Below are 21,820 nucleotides of genomic sequence, written 5' to 3' on the forward strand. Positions count from 1 at the left end.
CCCGCCGCCCACCTGAGGTCAGTGGAGTCCGGGCCGTCACCGATCATGGTGACGGCCCGGCTCTCGTGTGGTCACGATCCGGCCACGGACGCGACCCGCCTCCCGGCTCCCGCGTCTACAGGGGTGCAGGATGGCCGCGATCGACAGAGCGCGGGGAGCGACATGACAGGCAGCATGCGTCGAGGGATCGTCACCGTGGGGACGGTGGCGGTGCTCACCGGCGGGCTGGGGGCCTGCGCCGGGGTCAGCTGGACGCCGGACCGCGACCCGACGACGGCAGCACCAGAGGGCATGACGGAGCCGGTCGTCACCGCCGCCCCGATCACGCCGACCCTGCCCACGGCGTCCACCGCCCCCAGCACGACGCCGACGCCGACGCCCCGCATCAGCGCGACGCCGAAGCCGAGCGTCACCGTCACGCCGAAGCCCGAGCCTTCGCCGACCGCCACCTCGAAGCCGAAGCCCAAGCCGTCGGCAAGCACGCCCCCGGCCACGGCGTCCCTGCGGGTCGGAGACCGGGGCCCCGCGGTCCTCGCGCTGCAGGAACGGCTGTCCGCCCTCGGTTACTGGATGGGCGAGCCCGACGGGCACTTCGGCGCCCTCACCCAGCAGGCCGTGTGGGCGCTCCAGAAGTCCGCCGGCATCTCCCGCACCGGCAGGGTCGGGCCGAGGACCCAGCGGGCGCTCGACGACGGCGTCCGGCCCCGGACCCGGCTCGGCGGCTCCGGCGTCGACATCGACCTCCAGCGGCAGATCCTCATGATCGTCCGCGGCGGTCAGGTGAAGTACATCCTCAACACGAGCACCGGCGGCGGCTACGAGTACGAGCGCAAGGACGGGAGCACCGCCACCGCCCGCACCCCGAAGGGCACGTTCCGGGTCGGCTACGTCGTCGACGGACGCGACGAGGGGTTCCTCGGCGAGATGTGGCGACCCCGCTACTTCAACGGCGGGTATGCCGTCCACGGCTCGCCGTCGATCCCGGCCCATCCGGCCTCGCACGGCTGCGCCCGGGTGAGCAACTCGGCCATGAACATGATCTGGAGCCAGAACCACATGCCGAAGGGCTCGACCGTTCTCGTGCGCTGAGCCGGGCACCGCCCTCGGCTCGCGCGCTCAGCGCACCGAGGAGGCCGCAGCGACGCCGGCTTCCCGGGGCAGGGTCTCGCGGGCTCGCGACCAGGGGATGGTCGCGAGCAGGCTGAGCAGTCCGGTCACCCCGAACGCCAGCGCGTAGCTGCCCGAGTCGACGAGGGCGCCGGCGAGGATCGGCCCGATGATCGCGCCGGCGTCGGCGGACATCTGGAAGGCCGCCAGGGCGGGTCCGCCGCTGCGGTCGCGGCCGATGATGTCCGCGATGCTCGCCTGCTGCGCCGGGTTGAGGGCTCCGGACCCGAGACCGGCGATGATCGAGAGGGCGACGAGAACCGGGAAGGTCGTGGCGAAGCCGGTGGCGATCGTCGCGACCCCGGCGACGGCGAGCCCGCCGATGATGAAGGGCCGCCTCCCGAGGCGGTCACTGAGTCGCCCGGCGACGTTCATCCCGACGGCGTTGCCTCCGGCGTAGATCGCGAGGACGGCACCGGCGAGCCACGGCTCCTTGCCGATGTTGGCCGCGACGAAGAGCGGGATGATCGCGTTGCGGACGCCGAAGTTGGCCCACCCGTTGGCGAACGCCGACACCAGGCCGGCGCGGTAGGCGCTGTCCGCCAGCCCCTCCCGCGCGGTCATCACGGGGAGCACCGGCGCGTCGGCGGGCGGGCGCAACGCACTGCTGCTGATGAAGATCGCGACGAGAGCCGCGGCGACGACGAGCGCCGCGGCATACGCGAGGAACGGGACGCGGAGCCCGAACCCGCCCAGGGCGCCACCGACGGCCGGCCCGCCGATGCCGCCGATGAGGAAGGCCGAACCGTAGGCGGAGGAGACCCGTCCACGGATCGCCGGGGGCGCGAGGCGAACGATGAGCGCGGTCGCCGAGATGGTGAACATCACTGAGCCGATGCCGCCGAGCCCGCGGAAGACGAGGAGCTGCCAGTAGCTCTGCGCGAACGCCGTCGCCGCGGTGGACGCCGCGACGATGAGCAGGCCGGCGAGGTAGATCGGGCGCTCGCCGAGCCGGACGATGAGGCTGCCGCCGGCGGGGGCGAAGACGAGGCGGAAGAACGCGAACATGCTGACGACGATCGCGCTGGCCGTCGCGCCGACGCCGAAGCTCTGGGCGAACTGCGGGAGGACCGGCGTGATGAGCCCGAAGCCGAGGGCGATGACGAAGGCGGAGGCCACGAGGACCCAGATCTCGCGCGGGATGCGGACACGCTCGACGCGCGTGGAAGTCGGGGAGGCCATGAGACAGACAAGTATGCCGCCCACCCCGGACATTCCTGGACCCTCACTTCCGCCGGTCCCCAACTCGCCAATTCCCCCGTTCGGCACCGACACGCCGTGTGCCCAACGGGGGAATTGGCGAGTTAGGGACGGGCGAGGAGGGCGACGACGGCGGGCAGGGACGCGGCGAGGACGAGCATGGTGTCGCGGACGTGCCACGCGGCCAGGGCGAACCACGTGCGGCGCCGGACGGTCGCGAAGCCCCGGGCGTCCATCGCGACGGCGAGGTCGGCGGCGAGGCGGAGCGTGCGCACGAGCAGGCCGAAGGTGAGGGCGCCGACGTGGGCGAGGAACCGGCGGGGCGACCTCGCGGTGACGCCGAGACCGCGCACCCGGCGGGCCCGGGCGATCTCCCTCCAGATCTCGCCGAAGGTGTGCACCCGCTGGAGCGCCGCCGCGACCGCGACGACGGGGCGCGGGGGCAGCCGCAGGACCTGCCCCGCATGGTCACCGAGCCGGTCGGGGTCGACGAACGGGAGGAGCACCGCGGACGGCAGCACGATGATGACGACCCGCAGGAAGCCGGTGGCGGCGAGCTCGACGTCGTGACCACCCAGCAGCCACGTCGACCACGCGACGCCGACGGCCCCGATGAGTCCGGGGACCAGCCGCACGAGGAACCGTCGCACCCGCCGGCGCGGCCGCGGCCCCTCCCCGGGCGCGGCGAGGCCGACCGCGGCGAGCAGGAGCTGGGTGGCGATGACGACCACCGAGGTGCGCCAGCCGGGCGAGGCCACGCCGGCGACGATGGCGAGCGCCGACCCGGCGAACAGGGCGAGGGGTCCGCACCGCGCGACCAGCGGGGTGCGTGGCGTCCGGTCCGGCGGCGGCTTGGGCGGTGCGACGAGGGTCCGGACGTCGTCGGCGTGCTCGACCAGCCCGGGGTCGTGGGTGGCGACGACGACCGAGCCGCCGGCGGCCGAATGCGCGGCGAGCAGCCCTGCCACCGCGGCCCACGTGTGCCGGTCCTGGCCCACGGTGGGCTCGTCCGCGAGCAGGGTGGGCGGCCGGTGCAGCAGGCCGGCGACGAGGGCGAGTCGCCGTTGCTCCCCACCGGAGAGCTCGCGCGGGTCGGCGCCCTCGAGGTGGTCGATCGCCAGGACGGCGAGGAGCTCGCGGGCGCGCTCGAGCGTGGCGGTCGAGTCGTCGCCGAGCGCCCGGGACGTCGCCAGCACCTCGTCGAGCACGGTGCGGGCCACGACCGTCGAGCTCGACCACTGGGGCGACCAGGCGAGCACCCGGGCGAGGTCGGCGGAGCCGAGGTCGCCCACCGGTCCACGGGAGCGTGGCCGGCCCGCCGCGACGGGGCCCACGACCTCGACCCCACGCCCGCCGTCTGTCGGGGCGACGAAGCCGGCCAGCGCGTGCAGGAGGGTCGACTTGCCCGACCCGGAGGCGCCGACCAGCGCCGTCACGGTGCCGGGGGCCGGGGCCAGCGGCTCCGGGCTGACGAGCGCCGGCACCGCGCGGCGTGTGCCGTCGACGAGGGTCAGCTCGCGGTCGACGCGCAACGCGGGGGCCTCGACGAGACCGGCGTCCTCGCGGACGGGCGCCAGCGTGACGGCCAGGGGCGACGGGCGCGCACCGCCGGGCACCCAGACGCCCATCTCGAGCAGGCGGTCGCGCTCGCGGGCCAACACCTCCCCCACCGGTCCGTCGGCGACGAGCCGGCCGTCGTGGTCGAGGACGAGCACCCGGTCGACGAGGTCGACCCACGGTCCGAGGACGTGCTCGACGACCACGGTCGTGAGCCCTCCGCCCATGACGCCGGCGACCGCCGTCCGGACCTGAGCGGCGTTGTCGGCGTCCAGCATGGCCGTCGGCTCGTCGAGGAGCAGAACCGCGGGGGCCAGGGCGAGCGCGCCGGCGAGGGCCAGCCGCTGCGTCTGCCCGCCGGACAGGGCGTGGGTGGGGGTGTCCTCGGGCAGCCCGTCGAGACCGACGGCGTCGAGGCTGCGCCGGACGACCTCCGGCATGAGGTCGCGGGCGACGCCGGTGTTCTCGAGCCCGAACGCGACGTCGCGCCCGACGGTCGCCGCGACGACGCCCGCGCCGGGCTCCTGGAGGACGAGGCCGACCTCGCCCACCCGCGTGCCGGGCTCGTGCCCGTCGACGGTGACCGACCCCGTGAGCTCGCCCGCGTCGGCGGTCGTGAGCAGGCCGGCGAGGGCGCGCAGCAGGGTCGACTTGCCGGACCCGCTGGGCCCCACGAGCAGGACCCGTTCCCCGGGGTCGACGGACAGCGAGATGTCGCGGAGCACCGGCTCGCGGCGCCCGTAGGGCCGCCAGCTGAGCCCGGCGACGACGACGGCACCGCCCGTGTGCTGGGGCGACGCCGCCGGGGCCGGGTCAGACAGCTCGGACCTCACGGTGCTCCTGCCCGGGCGGGAACGCGTTGAGCGCGCCCGCGGCGGCAAGGGCCCGGGTCAGCAGCCACCCGAGGCCGCCCGCGATGACCGCGCCGGCCGCCGTCATGATGGCGAGGTAGGCGATCTTGTGGTCCCACGCCCAGTCCGGGTAGTAGGTGACCCACTCGTACGCGACCTCGAGCGGCGCCGACAGGGCACCCGCGAGGGCGGCGGCGCCGAGCCCGTACACGGCATACCCGAGGATCGCGAACGCGAGCTCGGCTCCCAGGCCCTGGAGGACCCCGGCGAGGAAGGTCGAGAAGCCCCACTTCGTCCCGGGGACCATCGACACCAGCGCGGCGACGACCTCGCAGAGGAGGGCCGCGCCGGGTCGACGGACGACGAGCCCGCCGACCACACCGGCCATGAGCCAGGGCGCGGCGGTGATCCCGGCGAGCGGGGGGTACACCGTCGTGAGGGCGGTCGACGGCACCTCGTAGGCCTGGCCCCAGCCCCAGTAGGCGACACCGAAGGCGGCACCGAGGAAGGCGATCGTGAGGATGTCGACGGTGCGCCAGGCCATGAGCGGCCGGGTGGCGAGGATGCTGCGGCCCCGTCGGGGGCCGTTCGTGGCCGGCGCGCTCGCCGGCGTGGTCGTGTGTGCTGCCATGACGTCTTCTCCCGTGGCGTCCGATGGATACCTCGGGGAGGTGAGCCGCACCGCACGCACCTCGCATGAGGCACGGCCACCTGAGAACTCGACTCCCTACGCCGGTGCGAACCGGATCAGGTGTGAGGGTCTGCGGTTGCCCGCACTCTCAGCGCCGAAGCGCTCCCCTGTCGTTTGACGTGGTCACCCTACTCCTCACGTGTGGCAGGGTGGAACGAGGTGAACAGGCGAGCCCGTCTCGTCCGTCACGACCCGCGAACCAGGAGTGACCGATGGGCAGCATGGTGTGGAAGATCCTCGGAACCGGCTCGGCCATCGCCGCCGGCATCGCCGCGACCAAGGTCGCCGACCAGCTCTGGCAGAAGGCGGGGCGCGACAGGGCCCTCGACCCCAAGGACCCGGACTCGCCGGTCTGGGAGGCGCTCGCGTATGCCGCCCTCACCGGGCTCGCGGCCGGCGTGGCCCGGACGATGGCCACCCGCAAGGCGGCCCAGTTCTACGCCCGTTCGGCCGGCCACAAGCCGCAGGAGATCGTCGACCGCGACCTCTGAGCCGACCGGCCCCGACCCGCCCCGGCCGGAGCGCTCAGCCGAGCGCGCTCGCGATGGGGACCCCGGCCCGGTAGGCGAGGTGCAGGTGGCTCGGGGCGTCGAGCACCACGAGGTCGGCCGGTCCACCCACCGCGATGCGGCCGACGTCGTCGCGCCTCAGCGCCCGCGCGCCGCCCGCCGTCGCGGCCCACACGGCCTCGCCGGGGGTCATCCCCATCTCGCGCACCGCGAGGGCGATGACGAACGGCATCGAGCTCGAGTAGCAGGTGCCCGGGTTGCAGTCGGTCGCGAGCGCCACGGCGACCCCGGCGTCGATCAGCCGCCGTGCGTCCGGGTAGGGCGAGCGCGTCGAGAACTCCACCCCGGGAAGCAGCGTCGCCACGGTCGTGTCCGCCGCAGCGACGAGGGCGTCGACGTCGGCGTCGTCGAGGAAGGTGCAGTGGTCGACGCTCGCGGCGCCGAGCTCCACGGCGAGCCGGACCCCGGGACCCGGGCCGAGCTGGTTGCCGTGGACGCGCAGCCCCAGACCGGCGCCGGCCGCCGCGGTGAGGACGGCGCGGGACTCGTCCTCGGTGAAGGCGTGCGGGGACCCGGGCTCGCAGAAGACGTCCGCCCACCGCGCGTGCGGCGCGCACGCCTCGAGCATGGGACCGGTGACGAGGTCGACGTATGCCGCCCGGTCGCCTCGCGCCTCCGGTGGCACGACGTGCGCGCCGAGGAAGGTCGTCTCGCTCGTCCACTCACCGGCGATGCGCAGGCCGCGCGCCTCGTCGGCCACGGTGAGCCCGTAGCCGCCCTTGATCTCGACGGTCGTCGTCCCCTGCGCGCGCATCTCGGCGACCCGGCGGCCGACGAGCTCCCGGAGCCGGTCGTCCGAGGCCGCCCGGGTCGCCGCCACGGACACCCCGATCCCGCCGCCGTCGTAGCGCTCCCCCGCCATCCGCGCCGCGAACTCCGCCGCACGGTCGCCGTCGAAGACGAGGTGGCTGTGGCTGTCGACGAACCCCGGCAGGACCGCGCGGCCATCGAGGTCGACCCGGCGGTCGGCGTCGGGCACGCCGCCCGCGTCGCCGAGCCAGGCGATGCGCCCACCCTCGACGACGAGGGCCGCGCCCGCTCGCAGGCCCAGCCCGGCCGCACCCGTGCCGTCGCACGTGACGAGCTCGCCGATCCCGACGTATGCCGTGGAGCCCCCGAAGGTGTCGCTCACGTGGAGGCCCGTACGGCGAGGATCGACTCGGCGACGAGGTCGTCGACCGGTCCGAGGGCGTGGACCCCGCCGGAGACGACCCGGCGACCGCCGACCACGACGTCGGTGACGTCGGCGCCCGTCGCGCCGAAGATGATCTGGCCGAGGGCGACGCCGCTCGTGCGCCGGCTGTCGGTGCGCACGGCGACGAGGTCGGCGAGCGCGCCGACCACGATCCGGCCGCCGTCCCAGCCGAGGCTGTCGTAGCCGGCAGACGTCCCCATCTCGAGGAGCGCAGCGGTGCTGAACCGGCCGCGTTCGTGGCTCTTGAGGCGCTCGTGCATCTCGATCCCGCGGATCTCCTCGAACGGGTCGATGACGGCCTGCTGGTCCGAGCCGAGGCTGAGCGGCACGTCCTGGACGGCGAGCTCGCACGCCGGGCCGATGCCGTCGGCGAGGTCGCGCTCGGTCGTCGGGCAGAAGCAGGCGCCCGCGCCGGACCGCCCCATGAGCTCCAGGTCCAGGTCGGACAGGTGGGTCGCGTGCACGGCGGTGAACGCCTCGCCCAGCACCCCCGTGTCCGCGAGGTGCTCGACCGGGCTCGCGCCGTAGACCATCTGGGTCGTGAGGTTCTCGCCGATCTGCTCGCTCACGTGCGCGTGGACCGGGCGGTCACCGACGGCCTTCGCGAACTCGGCGAGCTGGTCGCGGGTGAGCGCCCGCACCGAGTGCGCCGCCGCACCGATGCGGACGAGGTCGGTGTCGCGCAGCGCCTCGACGCGCTCCGCCCAGGCCTGCACGGACCCGTCCGAGAAACGGGCCTGGACCTCGTCGAGGGGCAGGTGCCCGGACGAGGACAGTCCGCCGGAGAGGTAGCAGGTGTCGAGCAGCGTCAGGCGGATCCCCGCCTCCTCGGCGGCTGCGATGAGCGCCTCCCCCATGGCGTTGGGGTCGTCGTACGGGCGACCGCCGGGACCGTGGTGGAGGTAGTGGAACTCCCCGACGACGGTGTAGCCGGCCGCGAGCATCTCGGTGAACACCCCTCTCGCGAGGGCGAAGTAGGTGTCCGGGTCGAGCCGGGACGTCACGGCGTACATCTGCTTGCGCCAGGTCCAGAAGTTGCCGCCGTCACTGTGGGTACGCCCCCGGAGCATCCGGTGGAACGCGTGGCTGTGGGCGTTGGCGAAGCCGGGGAGGACGACGCCGCGCAGCCGGACGTCGCCGTCGCGCTGGGCGGTCGAGGTGGCGACCTCGCTGATGCGTCCGTCGGCGACGGTGATGCGAACACCTCGGTGGACCTTGTCGGGCAGCTGCGCGTGCTCACACCAGTAGGTCGTCACGCGCGGGCCCCCGCGAGGTCGGTGAGCACCGTGACGAGCGCGTCGACCCCGGCGTGGCAGTCCCGCGACGTGGCGAACTCCTCCGGCGAGTGCGAGATGCCCGTGGGGTTGCGGACGAAGAGCATCGCGGTGGGGACGCCGGCGTTCGCGAGCATGCCCGCGTCGTGGCCCGCTCCGGTCCCGATGACCGGTATGCCGCCCAGCCGGGTCGCGAGGCGCCGCACCAGGGCGGGGTCGAAGGGGGTCGGGCCGGTCCAGGAGTCCTCGACCACGAGGCCGCCGAAGTCGTCGACGACCTCGGTGACGTCGTCGACGACCCTGCGGACGGCCGCCTGGTCCGCTCCCCGGGCGTCGAGCCACGCGGTGACCTCGCTCGCGATGGCGTTGACCCCGCCGGGCGTGACGACGACCTTGCCGACGGTGGCGACGCAGCCGTGGGTCTCGGCGGCCCGGCGTGCGGCGATGACGGCGGCGGCGAACCCGAGCATCGCGTCGTCGCGGTCCTCGAGCCGGGTCGTGCCGGCGTGGTTGGCCTCGCCGAGGGTCCGGATGCGCCACCGCCCGTGCGGCCAGATGTCGCTGCCGACGGCGACGGGCGCGCCGACGTCGACGAGGTGCCGACCCTGCTCGACGTGCAGCTCGACGAAGGCGCCGATGCGGCGGACCGTCTCCCCGTCGGGCCCGAGCTGCTCGGGGTCCCGACCGGCCGCGGCGAGGGCCTGCGCCATGGTGACGCCGTCGCCGTCGGTGAGGGATCGCGCACGGTCGGCGGTCATCGCGCCGGTGAGCACGCGCGACCCCGCGCAGGCCACGCCGAAGCGGGCCCCCTCCTCGTCGACGAAGTTGACGATCCCGATGGGCCGGTCGGGCTCGAAGCCCTTGTCCCGGAGCGCGTCCACGGCGGCGAAGGCGGAGACGACACCGAGCGGGCCGTCGAAGGCACCACCGTCGGGCACCGAGTCGAGGTGCGACCCGGTGACGACTCCGCGCCGGCCCCCTGCGGAGGCGCCGTCGGGGTCGCCCCACCAGGCCCACTGGTTGCCGACCCGGTCGATGGTGACGTCGAGGCCACGGGACTCGGCCTCGCCGACGAACCACTCGCGCAGCGTGTGGTCCTCGCGGGTCCAGGCGAAGCGGCGGTAGCCACCGGACCTCGCGTCCCGGCCGACCGCACCGAGGTCCCGCCACATCGAGTCGAACGTCACCGCTGCCCCTTTCGCCCTCGTCACCCGCCTGCCACCCCCATTCCACACCCCCGAGGGCACGCGGGCGCGGCACCGCGTCGCATCCGTGTCTGTGATTCGAGACCCTCGGGCCGGTGGGGCGGGGGCGGGGGCAGCCCTACAGTCGGGGGATGACCGACATCGGCAGGGCGGCGGACGAGAGCGATGGTGCCCGCAGGGCGCGCGAGGCGATCGAGGCCAGCGGCATCGAGCACCGGATCCTCGTCTCCACCGAACCGGCCCGGTCGCTGGCCGAGGCGGCTCGCCAGCGCGGCATCGAGCCACGCGACATCGTCAAGACCCTGGTCGTGCGCCGGGGGCCGGGCGACCACGTCTTCGTCCTCGTGCCCGGCGACCGCGAGATCTCGTGGCCGAAGCTGCGCTCCCACCTCGGGGTCAACCGGCTGTCGATGCCACCCGCCGACCAGGCGCAGGAGGCGACGGGCTACGAGCGCGGCACGATCACGCCGTTCGGGTCGAGCACCGCGTGGCCGGTCATCGCCGACGCCACTGTCCCCGGGCGCACGATCTCGATGGGCGCGGGCGCGCACGGCACCTCCGTGACCGTGGCCGCCGACGACGTCGTGAGGATCCTCGGCGCGGACGTCGTCGACGTCACCGACCCCGCCTGACCGTGCCTGACGGCACCCGGCGGGGCGGGCCGCGGCGTCAGGTGGAGATGACGTCCTTGACGAGGTGAGGCGGAAGGTAGTCGTAGCGGGCGAACCGCCTCGTGAACGTGCCCGTGCCGTGCGAGACCGAGCGCAGGTCGATCGGGTAGCGCGACAGCTCCAGCGCGGGGATCTCGGCGTGGATGACGGTGCGGCCCTCGTGGGCGGACGGCTCGGTGCCGTGGACCTGCCCGCGTCGCCCGCGCAGGTCCGCGAGCGTCGAGCCCACGGACTCGTCGGCGACGTCGATGTCCACGGCGTCGATCGGCTCGAGCATCGCGACCGTGCTCTCGTTGGCCGCCTCCCGCAGGGCGGTCCCGGCGGCCGTCTGGAAGGCCATGTCGGACGAGTCGACCGAGTGCGACTTGCCGTCGACCAGGGTGACCCGAACGTCGACCGCGGGGTAGCCCGCGAGGACGCCCTTGTCGAGCTGGGCGCGCACCCCCTTCTCGACCGACGCGATGTACTGGCGCGGCACGGCGCCACCGACCACCTTGTCGACGAACTCGATTCCGGCGCCGCGGGGAAGCGGCTCGACACGCAGCCGGCACACGGCGTACTGCCCGTGACCACCGGACTGCTTGACCTGACGCCCATGGGCGTCGCAGGCGAGGACGAAGGTCTCACGCAGGGCCGTGCGGAGCGGCTCGGCCTCCACGGGCAGGTGGTGTCGCTCCTCGAGCGACTGGGTGAGCAGGGCGACGTGCGCCGGACCCATGGTCCAGAGCACGACCTGGTGGGTCTCCGGGTTGAGGTCGAGCCGCATCGTCACGTCCTCGGACACGAGCGTCTGGAGCACCGTGGCGAGCTTGTCCTCGTCCCCCTTGCTCCGCGCCCGGATCGCGACGGGCAGCAACGGTTCGGGCAGCACCCACGGCTCGACCAGCGCCGGGCGGTCGGTCGACGAGAGGGTGTCCGTCGTCTCGGCACCGGCGAGCCGGGCGACGAGCACGAGGTCGCCCGCGATCGCCTGCGGCTTGGACCTCGCCTCCTCGCCGAGTGGCGCGGACAGCGCCCCGACACGGTCGAGGTCGGCGTCGTGGTCGAGGTGGCCCCCGAGCCGGTCGCCGGCGAACTGCTGGAGGTGCCCCGACACGTGCACGGGGTCGTCGGGACGCAGCGTTCCGGAGAAGACCCGCACGAGCGACTGCCGCCCGACGAACGGGTCGCTCGTCGTGCGCACCACCTCGGCGACGAGCGGACCGCCGGGATCGCAGGAGATGGGACCGAAGTCGCCTCCGTTGGTGCGAAAGACGCGAGGGAGGCCGGCATCGGCCGGTGAGGGCAGGCCCAGCTCGACGAGGTCGAGGAGCTCCTCGATGCCGATCCCGCTGGTGGCGTGGGTGGGGAGAACGGGGAAGAAGCGCCCGGTCGCCACCGCGGCGTGAAGGTCCTCGCGCAGGGTCTCGAGGTCGACCTCCTCACCCTCGAGGTAGCGCTCAAGCAACGTGTCGTCCTCGGACTCCTCGATGATCGCCTCGACGACGTCGCCCCGCCGCTCGGCGAGCAGGTCGACGAGGCCGGTGACGGCGGTGCCCGGGCCGTCCGGCTGGACGGGTTGCGCGAGCGGCTGGGCGTCACCGAAGACGCGGCGCAGGGTGGCCACGGTGTCGTCGAAATCCGCACGCGCGTGCTCGAGACGGGTCACCGCGACCGCACGCGGCATACCGGCTGCGTCGCACTCGCGCCACAGCATCCGCGTGGACTCGTCCACCCCGTCGGCCGCCGAGACGACGAAGAGGGCGGCATCCGCCGCCCTCAGCCCTGCACGGACCTCCCCGACGAAGTCGGGGTTTCCCGGTGTGTCCAGGAGGTTGACCACCACCTCCCCGCTGGCGAAGCTCGCCGCGACGAGCCCGGTGGACGACGCGCGGTCGTCGTCCCTTGGCCGGCGTCCCTCGACGCGGGCCGCCACGAGGTGGTCGAAGAGGGTGCTCTTGCCGGCACCCGGCGGCCCGACGAGGACGACGTTGCGGATCTGCTGCGGGCTGGTGGGGGCAGGGGCGTCGCCGACACCTGACGAGCGGTTCATGACCACACCCTGCTCCCGCTCACCTCCGCCGCACAAGGGGCAAGTTCCCTCGGGCCGAGCGCTTCCGCGGCCGCCGTGCCGAGGCGTACCGTCGGACGACGCCACCGCACGACACGCAGCGACGGAGCCGCGATGAGAGGAACGCCCAAGGCGGTCGGTGACCGGGTCGCCGACTGGCTCGACGGCTCGGACCCACGGACGACACGCCGGGTCGGCTGGGGTGCCGTCGTCGCGTTCGCCGTCGCGTTCGGGTGGCCGCTGGCGGCGTCCGACGGGGGCGGACCCGGGGGGTCGCCGTCGGCGGTCGCCGTCCGGGCGCCCGCGGCCGCCCCGGGGGACGCGCCCCGGCCACGGCCGACCTGTTCCCCGGGTGCCGCCGCACCGGATCCTCGGTCCGCGGGGCTCTCGAACGTCTCGCCCAGCCGGGTGGGGATCGGTGGGGTCGTGGAGTCGACGCGATGGGGCAGGAAGGGCAGCCGCGGCCTCTGGGGCGTCGCCGCGGTCGCCGAGTGCGGGAGCAGCTGGCTCGACGCCGTCTGGATCGCGCCCTCGGGCCAGAAGCAGCGCCACCGGATGAGCCGACCCGAAGAGCCGGCCGTCGGGGTCGTCGCCGACGGGCTCGACGGTGCGATCTCCGCCTACAGCGTGCGGACGGACGCCTCGGGGCGGATCTCGGCGATCCTCCACATCAGCACCGACTGGGGTCGGACGTGGGAGGAGCGCGAGGTGCCGGCGTCCGCGGAGGGCGACGTGAGGGCGGGCACCCTCTCGGCACGGTGGAGGCAGTGGCCGCTCCTGCGAGGCTGACGCCGGCCGGCGCCACGCCCATCAGCCCTCGCGCATGGGGATGCGCACCCCGTGCTCGGCCGCGGTGCGGTCGGCGATGCCGTAGCCGGCGTCGACGTGGCGGATGACACCCATCGCGGGGTCGTTCGACAGCACGCGGGCGAGCTTCTGGGCCGCGAGGTCGGTGCCGTCGGCGAGCGAGACCTGCCCGGCGTGCAGGGACCGGCCCATGCCGACCCCGCCACCCTGGTGGATCGAGACCCAGCTCGCGCCCGAGCTCGTGTTGACGAGGGCGTTGAGCAGCGGCCAGTCGGCGATGGCGTCCGAACCGTCGGCCATCGACTCCGTCTCCCGGTAGGGGCTGGCGACGGAGCCGGTGTCGAGGTGGTCGCGGCCGATGACGATCGGGGCGCTCACCTCGCCGGTGCGGACCAGCTCGTTGATGGCCAGTCCCGCCTTGTCGCGCTCGCCCTGACCGAGCCAGCAGATGCGTGCGGGCAGGCCCTGGAAGGCGATGCGCTCCTGCGCGCCCCTGATCCACTTGTGCAGGCGGTCGTTGTCAGGGAAGAGGTCGAGCACGGCGCGGTCGGTCGCGGCGATGTCCTTCGGGTCACCCGAGAGGGCCGCCCAGCGGAAGGGCCCCTTGCCCTCGCAGAACAGCGGCCGGATGTAGGCGGGGACGAACCCCGGGAAGTCGAACGCCCGGTCGTAGCCACCCTGACGCGCCTCGTCGCGGATCGAGTTGCCGTAGTCGAAGACCTCCGCCCCGGCGTCCTGGAACTCGACCATCGCCCGGACCTGGTGGGCCATCGACTCACGGGCGCGGTCGGTGAACTCCTCCGGCTTCTTCGCGGCGTACTCCGTCCAGTCCTCGAGGGCGACGCCCTCGGGCAGGTACGACAACGGGTCGTGCGCGGACGTCTGGTCCGTGACGATGTCGATGGGGACGCCACGGCGCAGCAGCTCGGGGAAGACCTCCGCCGCGTTGCCGACGACGCCGATGCTCCTTGCGCGCCTCTCGTCCTTGGCGCGCAGCGCCTTGTCGACGGCCTCGTCGAGCGAGCCGGCGACCTCGTCGAGGTAGCGGTGCTCCACCCGGCGCCGCAGTCGCGCCTCGTCGACGTCGACGATGAGGCAGACACCCTCGTTCATCGTCACGGCGAGCGGCTGGGCGCCGCCCATGCCGCCGCACCCACCGGTGAGGGTGAGGGTGCCCGCGAGGGTCCCGCCGAAACGCTTCTCGGCGATCGCCGCGAACGTCTCGTAGGTGCCCTGCACGATGCCCTGCGTCCCGATGTAGATCCACGACCCGGCGGTCATCTGGCCGTACATCGTCAGCCCGAGCTGCTCGAGCCGGCGGAACTCCGGCCAGGTCGCCCAGTCGCCGACGAGGTTGGAGTTGGCGATGAGGACCCGGGGCGCCCACTCGTGCGTCTGCATGACGCCGACCGGCCGCCCCGACTGCACGAGCATCGTCTCGTCCTGCTTGAGCGTGGAGAGGGTGCGCACCATGGCGTCGAAGCTCTTCCAGTCGCGCGCCGCCCGACCGGTGCCGCCGTAGACGACGAGGTCATCGGGACGCTCGGCCACCTCGGGGTCGAGGTTGTTCATGAGCATCCGCAGCGGGGCCTCGGCCCCCCAGTGGGTGGCGTGGGTGAGCTGGGTGCCGCGCGGGGCGCGGACGGGGCGTGCACCGTCCATGGTGGCGGGTCCTTTCATCGAGGCCTGGGTCGGTCGGGGTGGCTAGTGGAGGGGGCCGGTCACGGTCTCCGCGGCGGCGACGACGGTGCCGGAGACGACGGCCTCGTGTGCGGCGTCGAGGTCGGGTGCGAGGAACCGGTCCGGGCCGGGGTCGACCCGGACGGTCTCCGCGAGGGCGGCGATGACGGCGGCCGACGCGGGAGACGCCGCGAGCGGGGCGCGGAGCTGGAGGCCTCGGGCGGCGGCGACGAGCTCGATGGCGACGACGCGGGACAGCGCGTCGACCGAGCGGCGGAGCTTGCGCGCAGCCGACCACCCCATCGAGACGTGGTCCTCCTGCATCGCGCTGCTCGGGATCGAGTCGACGCTGGCCGGCACCGCGAGCCGCTTCATCTCGGAGACCATCGCGGCCTGGGTGTACTGCGCGATCATCAGCCCCGAGTCCACCCCCGGGTCGTCGGCGAGGAAGGGCGGCAGTCCGTTGCTGCGCGCCTTGTCGAGGAAGCGGTCGGTCCGGCGCTCCGACATCGAGGCCAGGTCGGCCGCGACGATCGCGAGGAAGTCGAGGACGTAGGCGACCGGCGCCCCGTGGAAGTTGCCGTTGGACTCCACCCTGCCGTCGACGGTGACCACCGGGTTGTCGATCGCCGCGGCGAGCTCCCACTCCGCGACCCGAGCGGCGTGGTCGACCGTGTCGCGCACCCCGCCGGCGACCTGGGGGGCGCACCGCAGCGAGTAGGCGTCCTGCACCCTCGTGCAGGCCTCGGGGTCGCGGTGCGAGTCCCGGATCGGGCTCTCCGCCAGCACCTTGCGCATGTTCTCGGCCGAGCGCGCCTGCCCGGGCTGCGGTCGCAGCGCCTGGAGGTCGGCGGCGAAGACGTCGTCGGTGCCGAGCAGCCCTTCGACGCTCATCGCCGCGGAGATGTCGGCCGTGGTGACGAGCCGTCGGAGGTCGGCGATGGCGAGGCAGAGCATGCCGAGCATGCCGTCGGTGCCGTTGATGAGGGCCAGGCCCTCCTTCTCGGCGAGCTCCACCGGCGTGATCCCGGCGGCCCCCAGTGCGTCACCCGCTTCCATGAGGGTGCCGTCGGCGTCGCGGACCGGGCCCTCCCCCATGAGCGCGAGGGCGCAGTGGGACAGGGGCGCGAGGTCGCCGGAGCAGCCCAGCGAGCCGTACTCGTGCACGACCGGGGTGATGCCGGCGTTGAGCAGGGCGACGTAGGCCGCGAGGGTCGAGTCGCGCACCCCGGTGCGTCCGGTCGCGAGCGTCGCGATGCGCAGGAGCATGAGGGCGCGCACGACCTCGCGCTCCACCTCGGGACCCGCGCCGGCGGCGTGCGAGCGGATGAGCGAGCGCTGCAGCTGCGCTCGCAGGTCGACGGGGATGTGCCGGGTCGCCAACGCACCGAACCCGGTCGAGACGCCGTAGTGCGCGACCGTGTCGTTCGCGAGGGCCTCGATCGTCGCGCGGGTCGCGCGGACGGCGTCGAGCGCCGTGGGGCCGATCTCGACGGGCGCTCCGTGCCGGGCCACGTCGACGACGTCGGCGATCCGCAGGGCGTCGCCACCGACGATGACCGGGCGGCGCTGGGTCTGGGTGTCCGTCATCCCCCCAGCAAAGCGCCGGTGAGCCGTCCGCGACAGCCACGAACCCTGCATACCGTCTCGGATCCGAGACGTTGATCCGGTGCCCCACAACACCCGCGGCGGCCTGGGCCGACGAGCCCTCGCCGCGCCGCAGTGGCTCGACGCCTGGCGCGAGGCTCAGCCCGACGATCCGGACCTCGCGGTCGTCGACGCACGCCGGCTGGTCGAGAAGGCGTGGGAGCAGCGCACCCACGACGATGCCAGCCAGGTGAGCGCCGAGCAGCTCACCGCGTTCCACGAGACGTTGGTGCAGGTCACCGAGCGCATCCAGCAGGCCGTGGACGCGTCCCCCGGCGACCCAGTTCCCTGGGCGCTGGTGCTGCGCCACGTCCGCGGCACGGAGGGTGACCGGGAGACCTTCGACCGCTACCTCGGGGCGCTCGACGCGACCGACCCGCACCACTACGGCGCCCGGTACGAGGCGATGCAGTACCTCTGCGCCAAGTGGTTCGGCTCGCACGAGGAGATGTTCGAGTTCGCTCGCGCCAGCGTCGAGAACGCACCGCGCGAGGCACGGGTCCAGTCGCTCCTGCTCGACGCCGTGCTCGAGCACCTCGCCTCGGACCCGTCGGCGCTCACCGCCGACCCCGACCGGGTCGAGGACGCCATCGGCAGGGCCCGGGGGTACCTGGACGCCAACCCGGACGCGGGCCACCACCTCACGGCCCAGACGCGCAACGTGCTGGCCCGGGTGCTGTTCCACCTCGAGCGCCACCGTGAGGCGTACGAGCAGATGCAGCTCATCGGGCCCCACGCCACGTCCTACCCCTGGCGCTACTGGGGCGACGCTCGAGACGAGTTCCTCACCCACCGCTCCCACATCGTCGCGCTGGCGGCCGGCGCGTCGTGACCTCGATGATCCTGCTGGTCCGGGCGACGGCCGCCGAGCTGCAGCGGCCGGTCACGTGGGCGCGCACCCGCGTCCGCCTCGTCGACAGCGACGTGGCCGGCTGGGCCCTGGCCGACGTCGGCGAGCCGAACCAGTCGGCGCTCGAACGCGTGGCGGAGGAGGCCAGCGCCCTCGGTCCGGCCCTGCTCCTCGTGCTCGGGGACCTGCGGACCGGCCGGTCGCGCGCGCCCTGCGCGAGGCCACGGGGCCCCGACCGCGCGTACCGGGCGCTGATGGCCGCCCTCGGCGCTCCGGCTCCGAGCCAGCTCGCGCGGCACCGGCGCGGACCTCTCGACTTCGAGCGCACGACCGAGGTCCGGCGCCGCAGCATCCTCGAGGCCGCGGTCGAGGAGACCTGGGGTCACTGACCCTCGGCGTACGAGTCGAGGGCGGTCAGTAACAGCCGGTCGACGTCGCGGCCAGCGCGTCGACGTCGGCCCGGGCGGCGTCGGTCGATGTGACGCCGTTGACGATCACCGAGAAGACCCGCTCGCGACCGTCGACGCCGGTCGAGACCCCCGACAGCGCCACGACGTCGGCGAGGGTGCCCGTCTTGGCACGGACCGCCGAGCGCGCGCAGCTCGTGGGAGCGGTGCGGTAGCGGCTCTCGAGCGTGCCCGAGACGCCGGAGGTCGGCATGCCGCTCGCTGCGAAGATCACGGCGTTCTGCGCCGGGATTGCCCGGATCGTCGACACGAGGTCGATGGCGGTGAGCGGGGTCATCCGGCCGGTGCGCGAGAGTCCCGACCCGTCGTTGACGACCATGCCGGCCTGGTCGATGCCCCCGGCGGTGAGCACCTGGATCGCGTTGGTGCGGGCGCCGGCCCAGTCGGGCGTGTGACCTCGACGCAGGGCCGCGAGGCGGTGCAGCGTCTCGGCGTAGTCGGTCTGGCTCGCGTTGAGCATCGTCTGCACGAGCTGGGCCACCGTCGGGGACGTGACGCTCGCGATGGTGGTCGCGCCGGCGGGCGCGGCGCCACGTCTCACCGTGCTCGCCGCCACCCCGGCCGCCTTGAGCCGCGCCGCGAACACCTGCCCTGCGTGCAGCGAGGTGTCGACGACGTTGACCTGGTCGACCACGAGCGCCCGCACCGGCGCGACGGTGTGGGGGATCCACTCGGGCTTCCACCCGGGTGCGTTGGTCGGCTCCGGGAAGAGGGAGTCGTCGACGACGACGGTGACCGCGGCCAGACCCTGGCTCTTCGCCTTGGCCGCGACCGTCGTCGCCATGGTGCCGAGCTGGGACGAGGACAGCGCCGGGTCACCCGCGCCCTTGAGGTAGACCGTCGCCGGGCTGGACGGCACCTGGAGGACGGGCGTCGTCAGGCGCGCGGACGCGCCCATGGACGCGAGGGCGACGAACGCGGTGACGATCTTCTGGTTCGACGCGGGCGTGCGGGCCGTCGTGGGGTTCTTGGCCCACAGCACCCGTCCGGTGACCGCGTCGACGACCTGGCCGCTGGCCGAGGCGCCGATCTGCGGGACGCTGCCCCGGGTGAAGAGGCTCGCCCGGATGCTCCACGTGAGGTCGGCGTCGGTCGAGGCGACCCGGCCGCTCGTCGAAGGCAGCGAGGTGGCCGCGGACGTGACCTGGGGGATGCCGGTCGTCCACGGGCCGGTGTCGCTGTCGCCCGAGATGGGCACCGGTCGGAGGGTCGCTGCGGCACGCCGGTCGAGCGCCGCCTGAAGCGCCCGGTCGAGGTGGGCGCCCCCGGGCCGGGTCGAGGCTGCGGCGGTGGCGCCCACGGACGCGGCCGAACCACAGAGCAGCGCGGTGGCCACCACGGCTCCCACGCCGCTGAGGATGACCCGGGACGATCGGCTCGCTCTCATGGAGAGGAGGGTGGCACGGATGCCACCGTCCCGCTCGGTGAGATCTTCCGCGTGGACGAGCGGGTCAGGCCGCTTCGGCGTATGCCGGCGAGCCGGCGAGCGCGGCATAGCGCCCTCCCCGCTCGAGCAGCTCCCGGTGGGTTCCGCGCTCGATGATGCGGCCGTGGTCGAGGACGGCGATCTCGTCGGCGTCCTCGACGGTCGAGAGCCGGTGGGCGATGGTGATGGTCGTGCGGCCCCTGGTCAGCATGTCGAGCGCGTCCCGGAGTGCGCGCTCGGTGTCGTTGTCGAGGGCGCTCGTCGCCTCGTCGAGGACGAGGACCCGCGGGTTGCGCAGGATGGTCCGGGCGATCGCCAGGCGCTGCTGCTCCCCACCGGAGAAGCGGTGGCCACGGGCGCCGACGACGGTGTCGAGCCCGTCCGGCAGGGAGCCCACGAGGTCGGCCACCTGGGCGGCGCCGAGCGCACGCCACAGCTCCACCTCGGTCGCGTCGGGGGCCGCGAGCAGCAGGTTCTCGCGGATCGAGGCGTGCACGAGGTAGGTCTCCTGCGAGACGACGCCGACGATGCGCGCGAGCACCTCCGGGTCGAGGTCGCGCAGGTCGACGCCGTCGACGGTGACCCGACCGGACGTCGGGTCGTGGAGCCGGGCGACGAGCGAGGCGAGCGTCGACTTGCCGGAGCCGGTGTGGCCGACGAGGGCGAGCGAGCCGCCCGCCGGGACCACGGCGGAGATGTGCGCGACCGCGTCGGGGGCGTCGAGGGCGTACGCGAAGGAGACGTCCTCGAAGCGCACCTCGCCACGCACCGCCTCGGGGTCGATCGCGACCGGCACGGTCGGGGCGGCGACGTCGGGGATGAGGTCGAGGTACTCGAAGACCCGCGAGAAGAGCGCCATCGACGAGACCCACTGCGCGCCGACGTTGAGCAGTCCCATGAGCGGGCGGAAGATGCCGGCCTGGAGGGTCGTGAAGGCGATGAGCGTGCCGATCGTCATGCCCCCGGACGTCGCGGGGAGCCCGGCGACGAGGTAGATGAGCGCCGGGATGGCGGCGAAGACGACCTGCATCGTCGCCATCCGCCAGCGGCCGGCGAGCTGGCTGCGCAGCTCGAGGTCGACGAGCTCGGAGGACGTCGACGTGAACCGCTCGGCGTGACGCCGCCCGGCACCGAGGGTCTTGGAGAGGCGCACGCCGGAGACCGACAGCCCCTCCTCGATCTGGACGTTGAGGTCGGCCCGGCGCGACTGCTGACGGGCGGTGACCTCGCGGCGGATGAGGGCGACCCGCCGGGTCATCCACACCGCGGGCGGGATGACGATCAGCGAGAGGAGCGAGAGCCGCCAGGAGAGCGCGACCATCGCGGCCGACGTCGCGACGGCGGTCGTGAGGTTCGAGGCGATCGAGGTCGCGGTCGTCGTGACGACGCCCTGCATCCCGTTGATGTCGTTGGTGAGCCGCGACTGCACCTCACCGGCCCGGGTGCGGGTGAAGAAACCCAGCGACTGCTGCTGGAGGTGGGCGAAGAGGTCGGTCCGCAGGCGGTGCATGACCCGCTGGCCCACGCCGGTGGACATCCAGGTCTGCACGACGCCGAGGACCTGGGTGACCGCGGCGACGGCGAGCATGGCGCCGACGGAGAGGAGGAGCAGGCCCACGTCCTGCTGCGGGATGGCGACGTCGACGACCTCGCGCACGAGGAACGGCTGGGCCATGGAGATGACGGAGGTCACGACGATGATCGCGGTGACGATGCCGATGGGGCGGCCGAAGCCACGGAAGAGCGCGGCGACGCGCCGCACCGGGACCGGCTTGAGCTCGAGCTGGGCGCGGTCCTGGGGGTCGACCTGCATCGGGGCGCCGCCGCCGCGTCCACCGCCGAGGCCGTGGCCCCGGCCGCCCGGGAGTCGGGACTGCGCGTCCCTGGGGGTGTCATGGGCAGTGGTGGCCGTCATGTGCACCCTCCCTTCTGTCCTGTGTTCGTTCGTTCCGACGTATTAGTGAGGTTAACTCACAATGAGTCAAACCGAATACTTGCCGCTAACATTCCCGTATGCCGTCCGCGCGCGCCGCCGCCCCGCCCGAGCCGCCGCTGGGCGAGCTCGTCATGCAGGTCGCCCGGGGACTGCGTCGGCGGTTCGCCGCGACGCTGGAGCCGTGGGGCGTGACACCGCACGAGTCCCGGGCCCTTCGGGTCATCGGAGAGCACGAGCCCACGCGACTCGGAGTCGTCGCCCAGCACCTGCGCATCGCCCCGCGCTCGGTGACCGACGTCGTCGACTCCCTCGAGGCCCGGGGGTTCGTGGCGCGTGAACCCGACCCGAGCGACCGCCGCGCCACCCGGGTGGCCCTCACCACGCAGGGCCGCGCGGTCCTCGCCGAGCTCGACGCCGCTCGCCGCGCCGACCACGAGAGCTACTTCGCGGACCTGTCCGAGCGCGACCGCGCCGCGCTCGCGAGGATCCTCGGACGCCTCGTGGACGACCGCTGACGCCAGACCGGCCCCGTCGGGTTCGGCTGCGGTGGCCGTCGGGGCGGGTGGATGATGGGAGC

General features: G+C 73.9%; 18 protein-coding genes and 1 riboswitch. Of the genes, 7 read left to right on the top strand and 11 right to left on the bottom strand.

Features of this window, described 5'->3' with window-relative positions; genetic code table 11:
- Window positions 1-162: 162 nt before the first annotated feature.
- Window positions 163-1,089: a L,D-transpeptidase family protein gene (locus tag N801_RS07130; protein WP_245618276.1), complete on the top strand. Its 927-nt coding sequence runs from the start codon at window positions 163-165 to the stop codon at window positions 1,087-1,089.
- A gap of 27 nt (window positions 1,090-1,116) precedes the next feature.
- Here N801_RS07130 and N801_RS07135 read toward each other — a convergent pair whose 3' ends face one another.
- The 3 genes from N801_RS07135 to N801_RS07145 form a co-directional block, all read right to left on the bottom strand.
- Complete coding sequence (locus tag N801_RS07135) at window positions 1,117-2,349, bottom strand: MFS transporter (protein WP_035935500.1); 1,233 nt, start codon at window positions 2,347-2,349, stop codon at window positions 1,117-1,119.
- A gap of 122 nt (window positions 2,350-2,471) precedes the next feature.
- The gene (locus N801_RS21745) at window positions 2,472-4,757 is read right to left on the bottom strand and encodes an ATP-binding cassette domain-containing protein (protein ID WP_281175678.1); all 2,286 of its coding nucleotides are present in this window, start codon (window positions 4,755-4,757) and stop codon (window positions 2,472-2,474) included.
- Entirely contained in the window at window positions 4,738-5,406 is a 669-nt protein-coding gene (locus tag N801_RS07145; protein ID WP_052112715.1) for an ECF transporter S component, read from the bottom strand. The genes N801_RS21745 and N801_RS07145 overlap by 20 nt, the downstream gene beginning before the upstream one ends.
- A gap of 76 nt (window positions 5,407-5,482) precedes the next feature.
- A riboswitch (TPP riboswitch) is annotated at window positions 5,483-5,585 on the bottom strand.
- 93 nt (window positions 5,586-5,678) lie between these two features.
- Here N801_RS07145 and N801_RS07150 point away from each other — a divergent pair.
- Window positions 5,679-5,957, top strand: coding sequence for a DUF4235 domain-containing protein (locus N801_RS07150; RefSeq protein ID WP_035935502.1), 279 nt, complete (start codon window positions 5,679-5,681; stop codon window positions 5,955-5,957).
- A gap of 34 nt (window positions 5,958-5,991) precedes the next feature.
- On the opposite strand, the gene hutI is transcribed toward N801_RS07150, so the two are convergent.
- The 3 genes from hutI to N801_RS07165 are packed head-to-tail and all read right to left on the bottom strand — an operon-like array spanning window position 5,992 to window position 9,691.
- Window positions 5,992-7,167: an imidazolonepropionase gene (gene hutI, locus N801_RS07155; protein WP_084108445.1), complete on the bottom strand. Its 1,176-nt coding sequence runs from the start codon at window positions 7,165-7,167 to the stop codon at window positions 5,992-5,994.
- A complete protein-coding gene (locus N801_RS07160; RefSeq protein ID WP_035935504.1) occupies window positions 7,164-8,486 on the bottom strand; it encodes a formimidoylglutamate deiminase in 1,323 nt (440 codons plus the stop codon). The genes hutI and N801_RS07160 overlap by 4 nt, the downstream gene beginning before the upstream one ends.
- The gene (locus tag N801_RS07165; protein WP_281175679.1) at window positions 8,483-9,691 is read right to left on the bottom strand and encodes an allantoate amidohydrolase; all 1,209 of its coding nucleotides are present in this window, start codon (window positions 9,689-9,691) and stop codon (window positions 8,483-8,485) included. The genes N801_RS07160 and N801_RS07165 overlap by 4 nt, the downstream gene beginning before the upstream one ends.
- Before the next feature lie 149 nt (window positions 9,692-9,840).
- Between N801_RS07165 and N801_RS07170 the strand changes: the two genes are divergently transcribed.
- The gene (locus N801_RS07170; protein ID WP_035935507.1) at window positions 9,841-10,341 is read left to right on the top strand and encodes an aminoacyl-tRNA deacylase; all 501 of its coding nucleotides are present in this window, start codon (window positions 9,841-9,843) and stop codon (window positions 10,339-10,341) included.
- 37 nt (window positions 10,342-10,378) lie between these two features.
- Here the strand turns inward: N801_RS07170 and N801_RS07175 are convergent, their stop codons facing one another.
- Entirely contained in the window at window positions 10,379-12,412 is a 2,034-nt protein-coding gene (locus tag N801_RS07175; protein ID WP_035935577.1) for an elongation factor G-like protein EF-G2, read from the bottom strand.
- A gap of 132 nt (window positions 12,413-12,544) precedes the next feature.
- On the opposite strand from N801_RS07175, the gene N801_RS07180 reads away from it, so the two are divergent.
- Complete coding sequence (locus N801_RS07180) at window positions 12,545-13,219, top strand: hypothetical protein (protein ID WP_035935510.1); 675 nt, start codon at window positions 12,545-12,547, stop codon at window positions 13,217-13,219.
- 21 nt (window positions 13,220-13,240) lie between these two features.
- On the opposite strand, the gene hutU is transcribed toward N801_RS07180, so the two are convergent.
- Window positions 13,241-14,899: a urocanate hydratase gene (hutU, locus tag N801_RS07185; protein ID WP_035935512.1), complete on the bottom strand. Its 1,659-nt coding sequence runs from the start codon at window positions 14,897-14,899 to the stop codon at window positions 13,241-13,243.
- Window positions 14,900-14,941: 42 nt separating this feature from the next.
- Window positions 14,942-16,507 (bottom strand): histidine ammonia-lyase, encoded by a 1,566-nt coding sequence (gene hutH, locus N801_RS07190; RefSeq protein WP_035935516.1) that lies wholly within the window; start codon window positions 16,505-16,507, stop codon window positions 14,942-14,944.
- A gap of 79 nt (window positions 16,508-16,586) precedes the next feature.
- Between hutH and N801_RS07195 the strand changes: the two genes are divergently transcribed.
- Window positions 16,587-17,396: a hypothetical protein gene (locus tag N801_RS07195; protein ID WP_052112716.1), complete on the top strand. Its 810-nt coding sequence runs from the start codon at window positions 16,587-16,589 to the stop codon at window positions 17,394-17,396.
- A gap of 5 nt (window positions 17,397-17,401) precedes the next feature.
- Window positions 17,402-17,803: a hypothetical protein gene (locus N801_RS07200; protein WP_156996593.1), complete on the top strand. Its 402-nt coding sequence runs from the start codon at window positions 17,402-17,404 to the stop codon at window positions 17,801-17,803.
- 25 nt (window positions 17,804-17,828) lie between these two features.
- Here N801_RS07200 and N801_RS07205 read toward each other — a convergent pair whose 3' ends face one another.
- Together N801_RS07205 and N801_RS07210 are read right to left on the bottom strand one after the other, a co-directional pair.
- Window positions 17,829-19,268, bottom strand: a complete 1,440-nt coding sequence (locus N801_RS07205; protein WP_169744223.1) for a D-alanyl-D-alanine carboxypeptidase/D-alanyl-D-alanine-endopeptidase — start codon at window positions 19,266-19,268, stop codon at window positions 17,829-17,831.
- 64 nt (window positions 19,269-19,332) lie between these two features.
- Complete coding sequence (locus N801_RS07210; RefSeq protein WP_035935520.1) at window positions 19,333-21,222, bottom strand: ABC transporter ATP-binding protein; 1,890 nt, start codon at window positions 21,220-21,222, stop codon at window positions 19,333-19,335.
- A 98-nt stretch (window positions 21,223-21,320) separates the two neighbouring features.
- Between N801_RS07210 and N801_RS07215 the strand changes: the two genes are divergently transcribed.
- Window positions 21,321-21,758 (top strand): MarR family winged helix-turn-helix transcriptional regulator, encoded by a 438-nt coding sequence (locus tag N801_RS07215; protein ID WP_035935523.1) that lies wholly within the window; start codon window positions 21,321-21,323, stop codon window positions 21,756-21,758.
- The last annotated feature ends 62 nt before the right edge of the window (window positions 21,759-21,820 follow it).

This window comes from Knoellia aerolata DSM 18566, from assembly GCF_000768695.1.
GTDB lineage: Bacteria > Actinomycetota > Actinomycetes > Actinomycetales > Dermatophilaceae > Knoellia > Knoellia aerolata.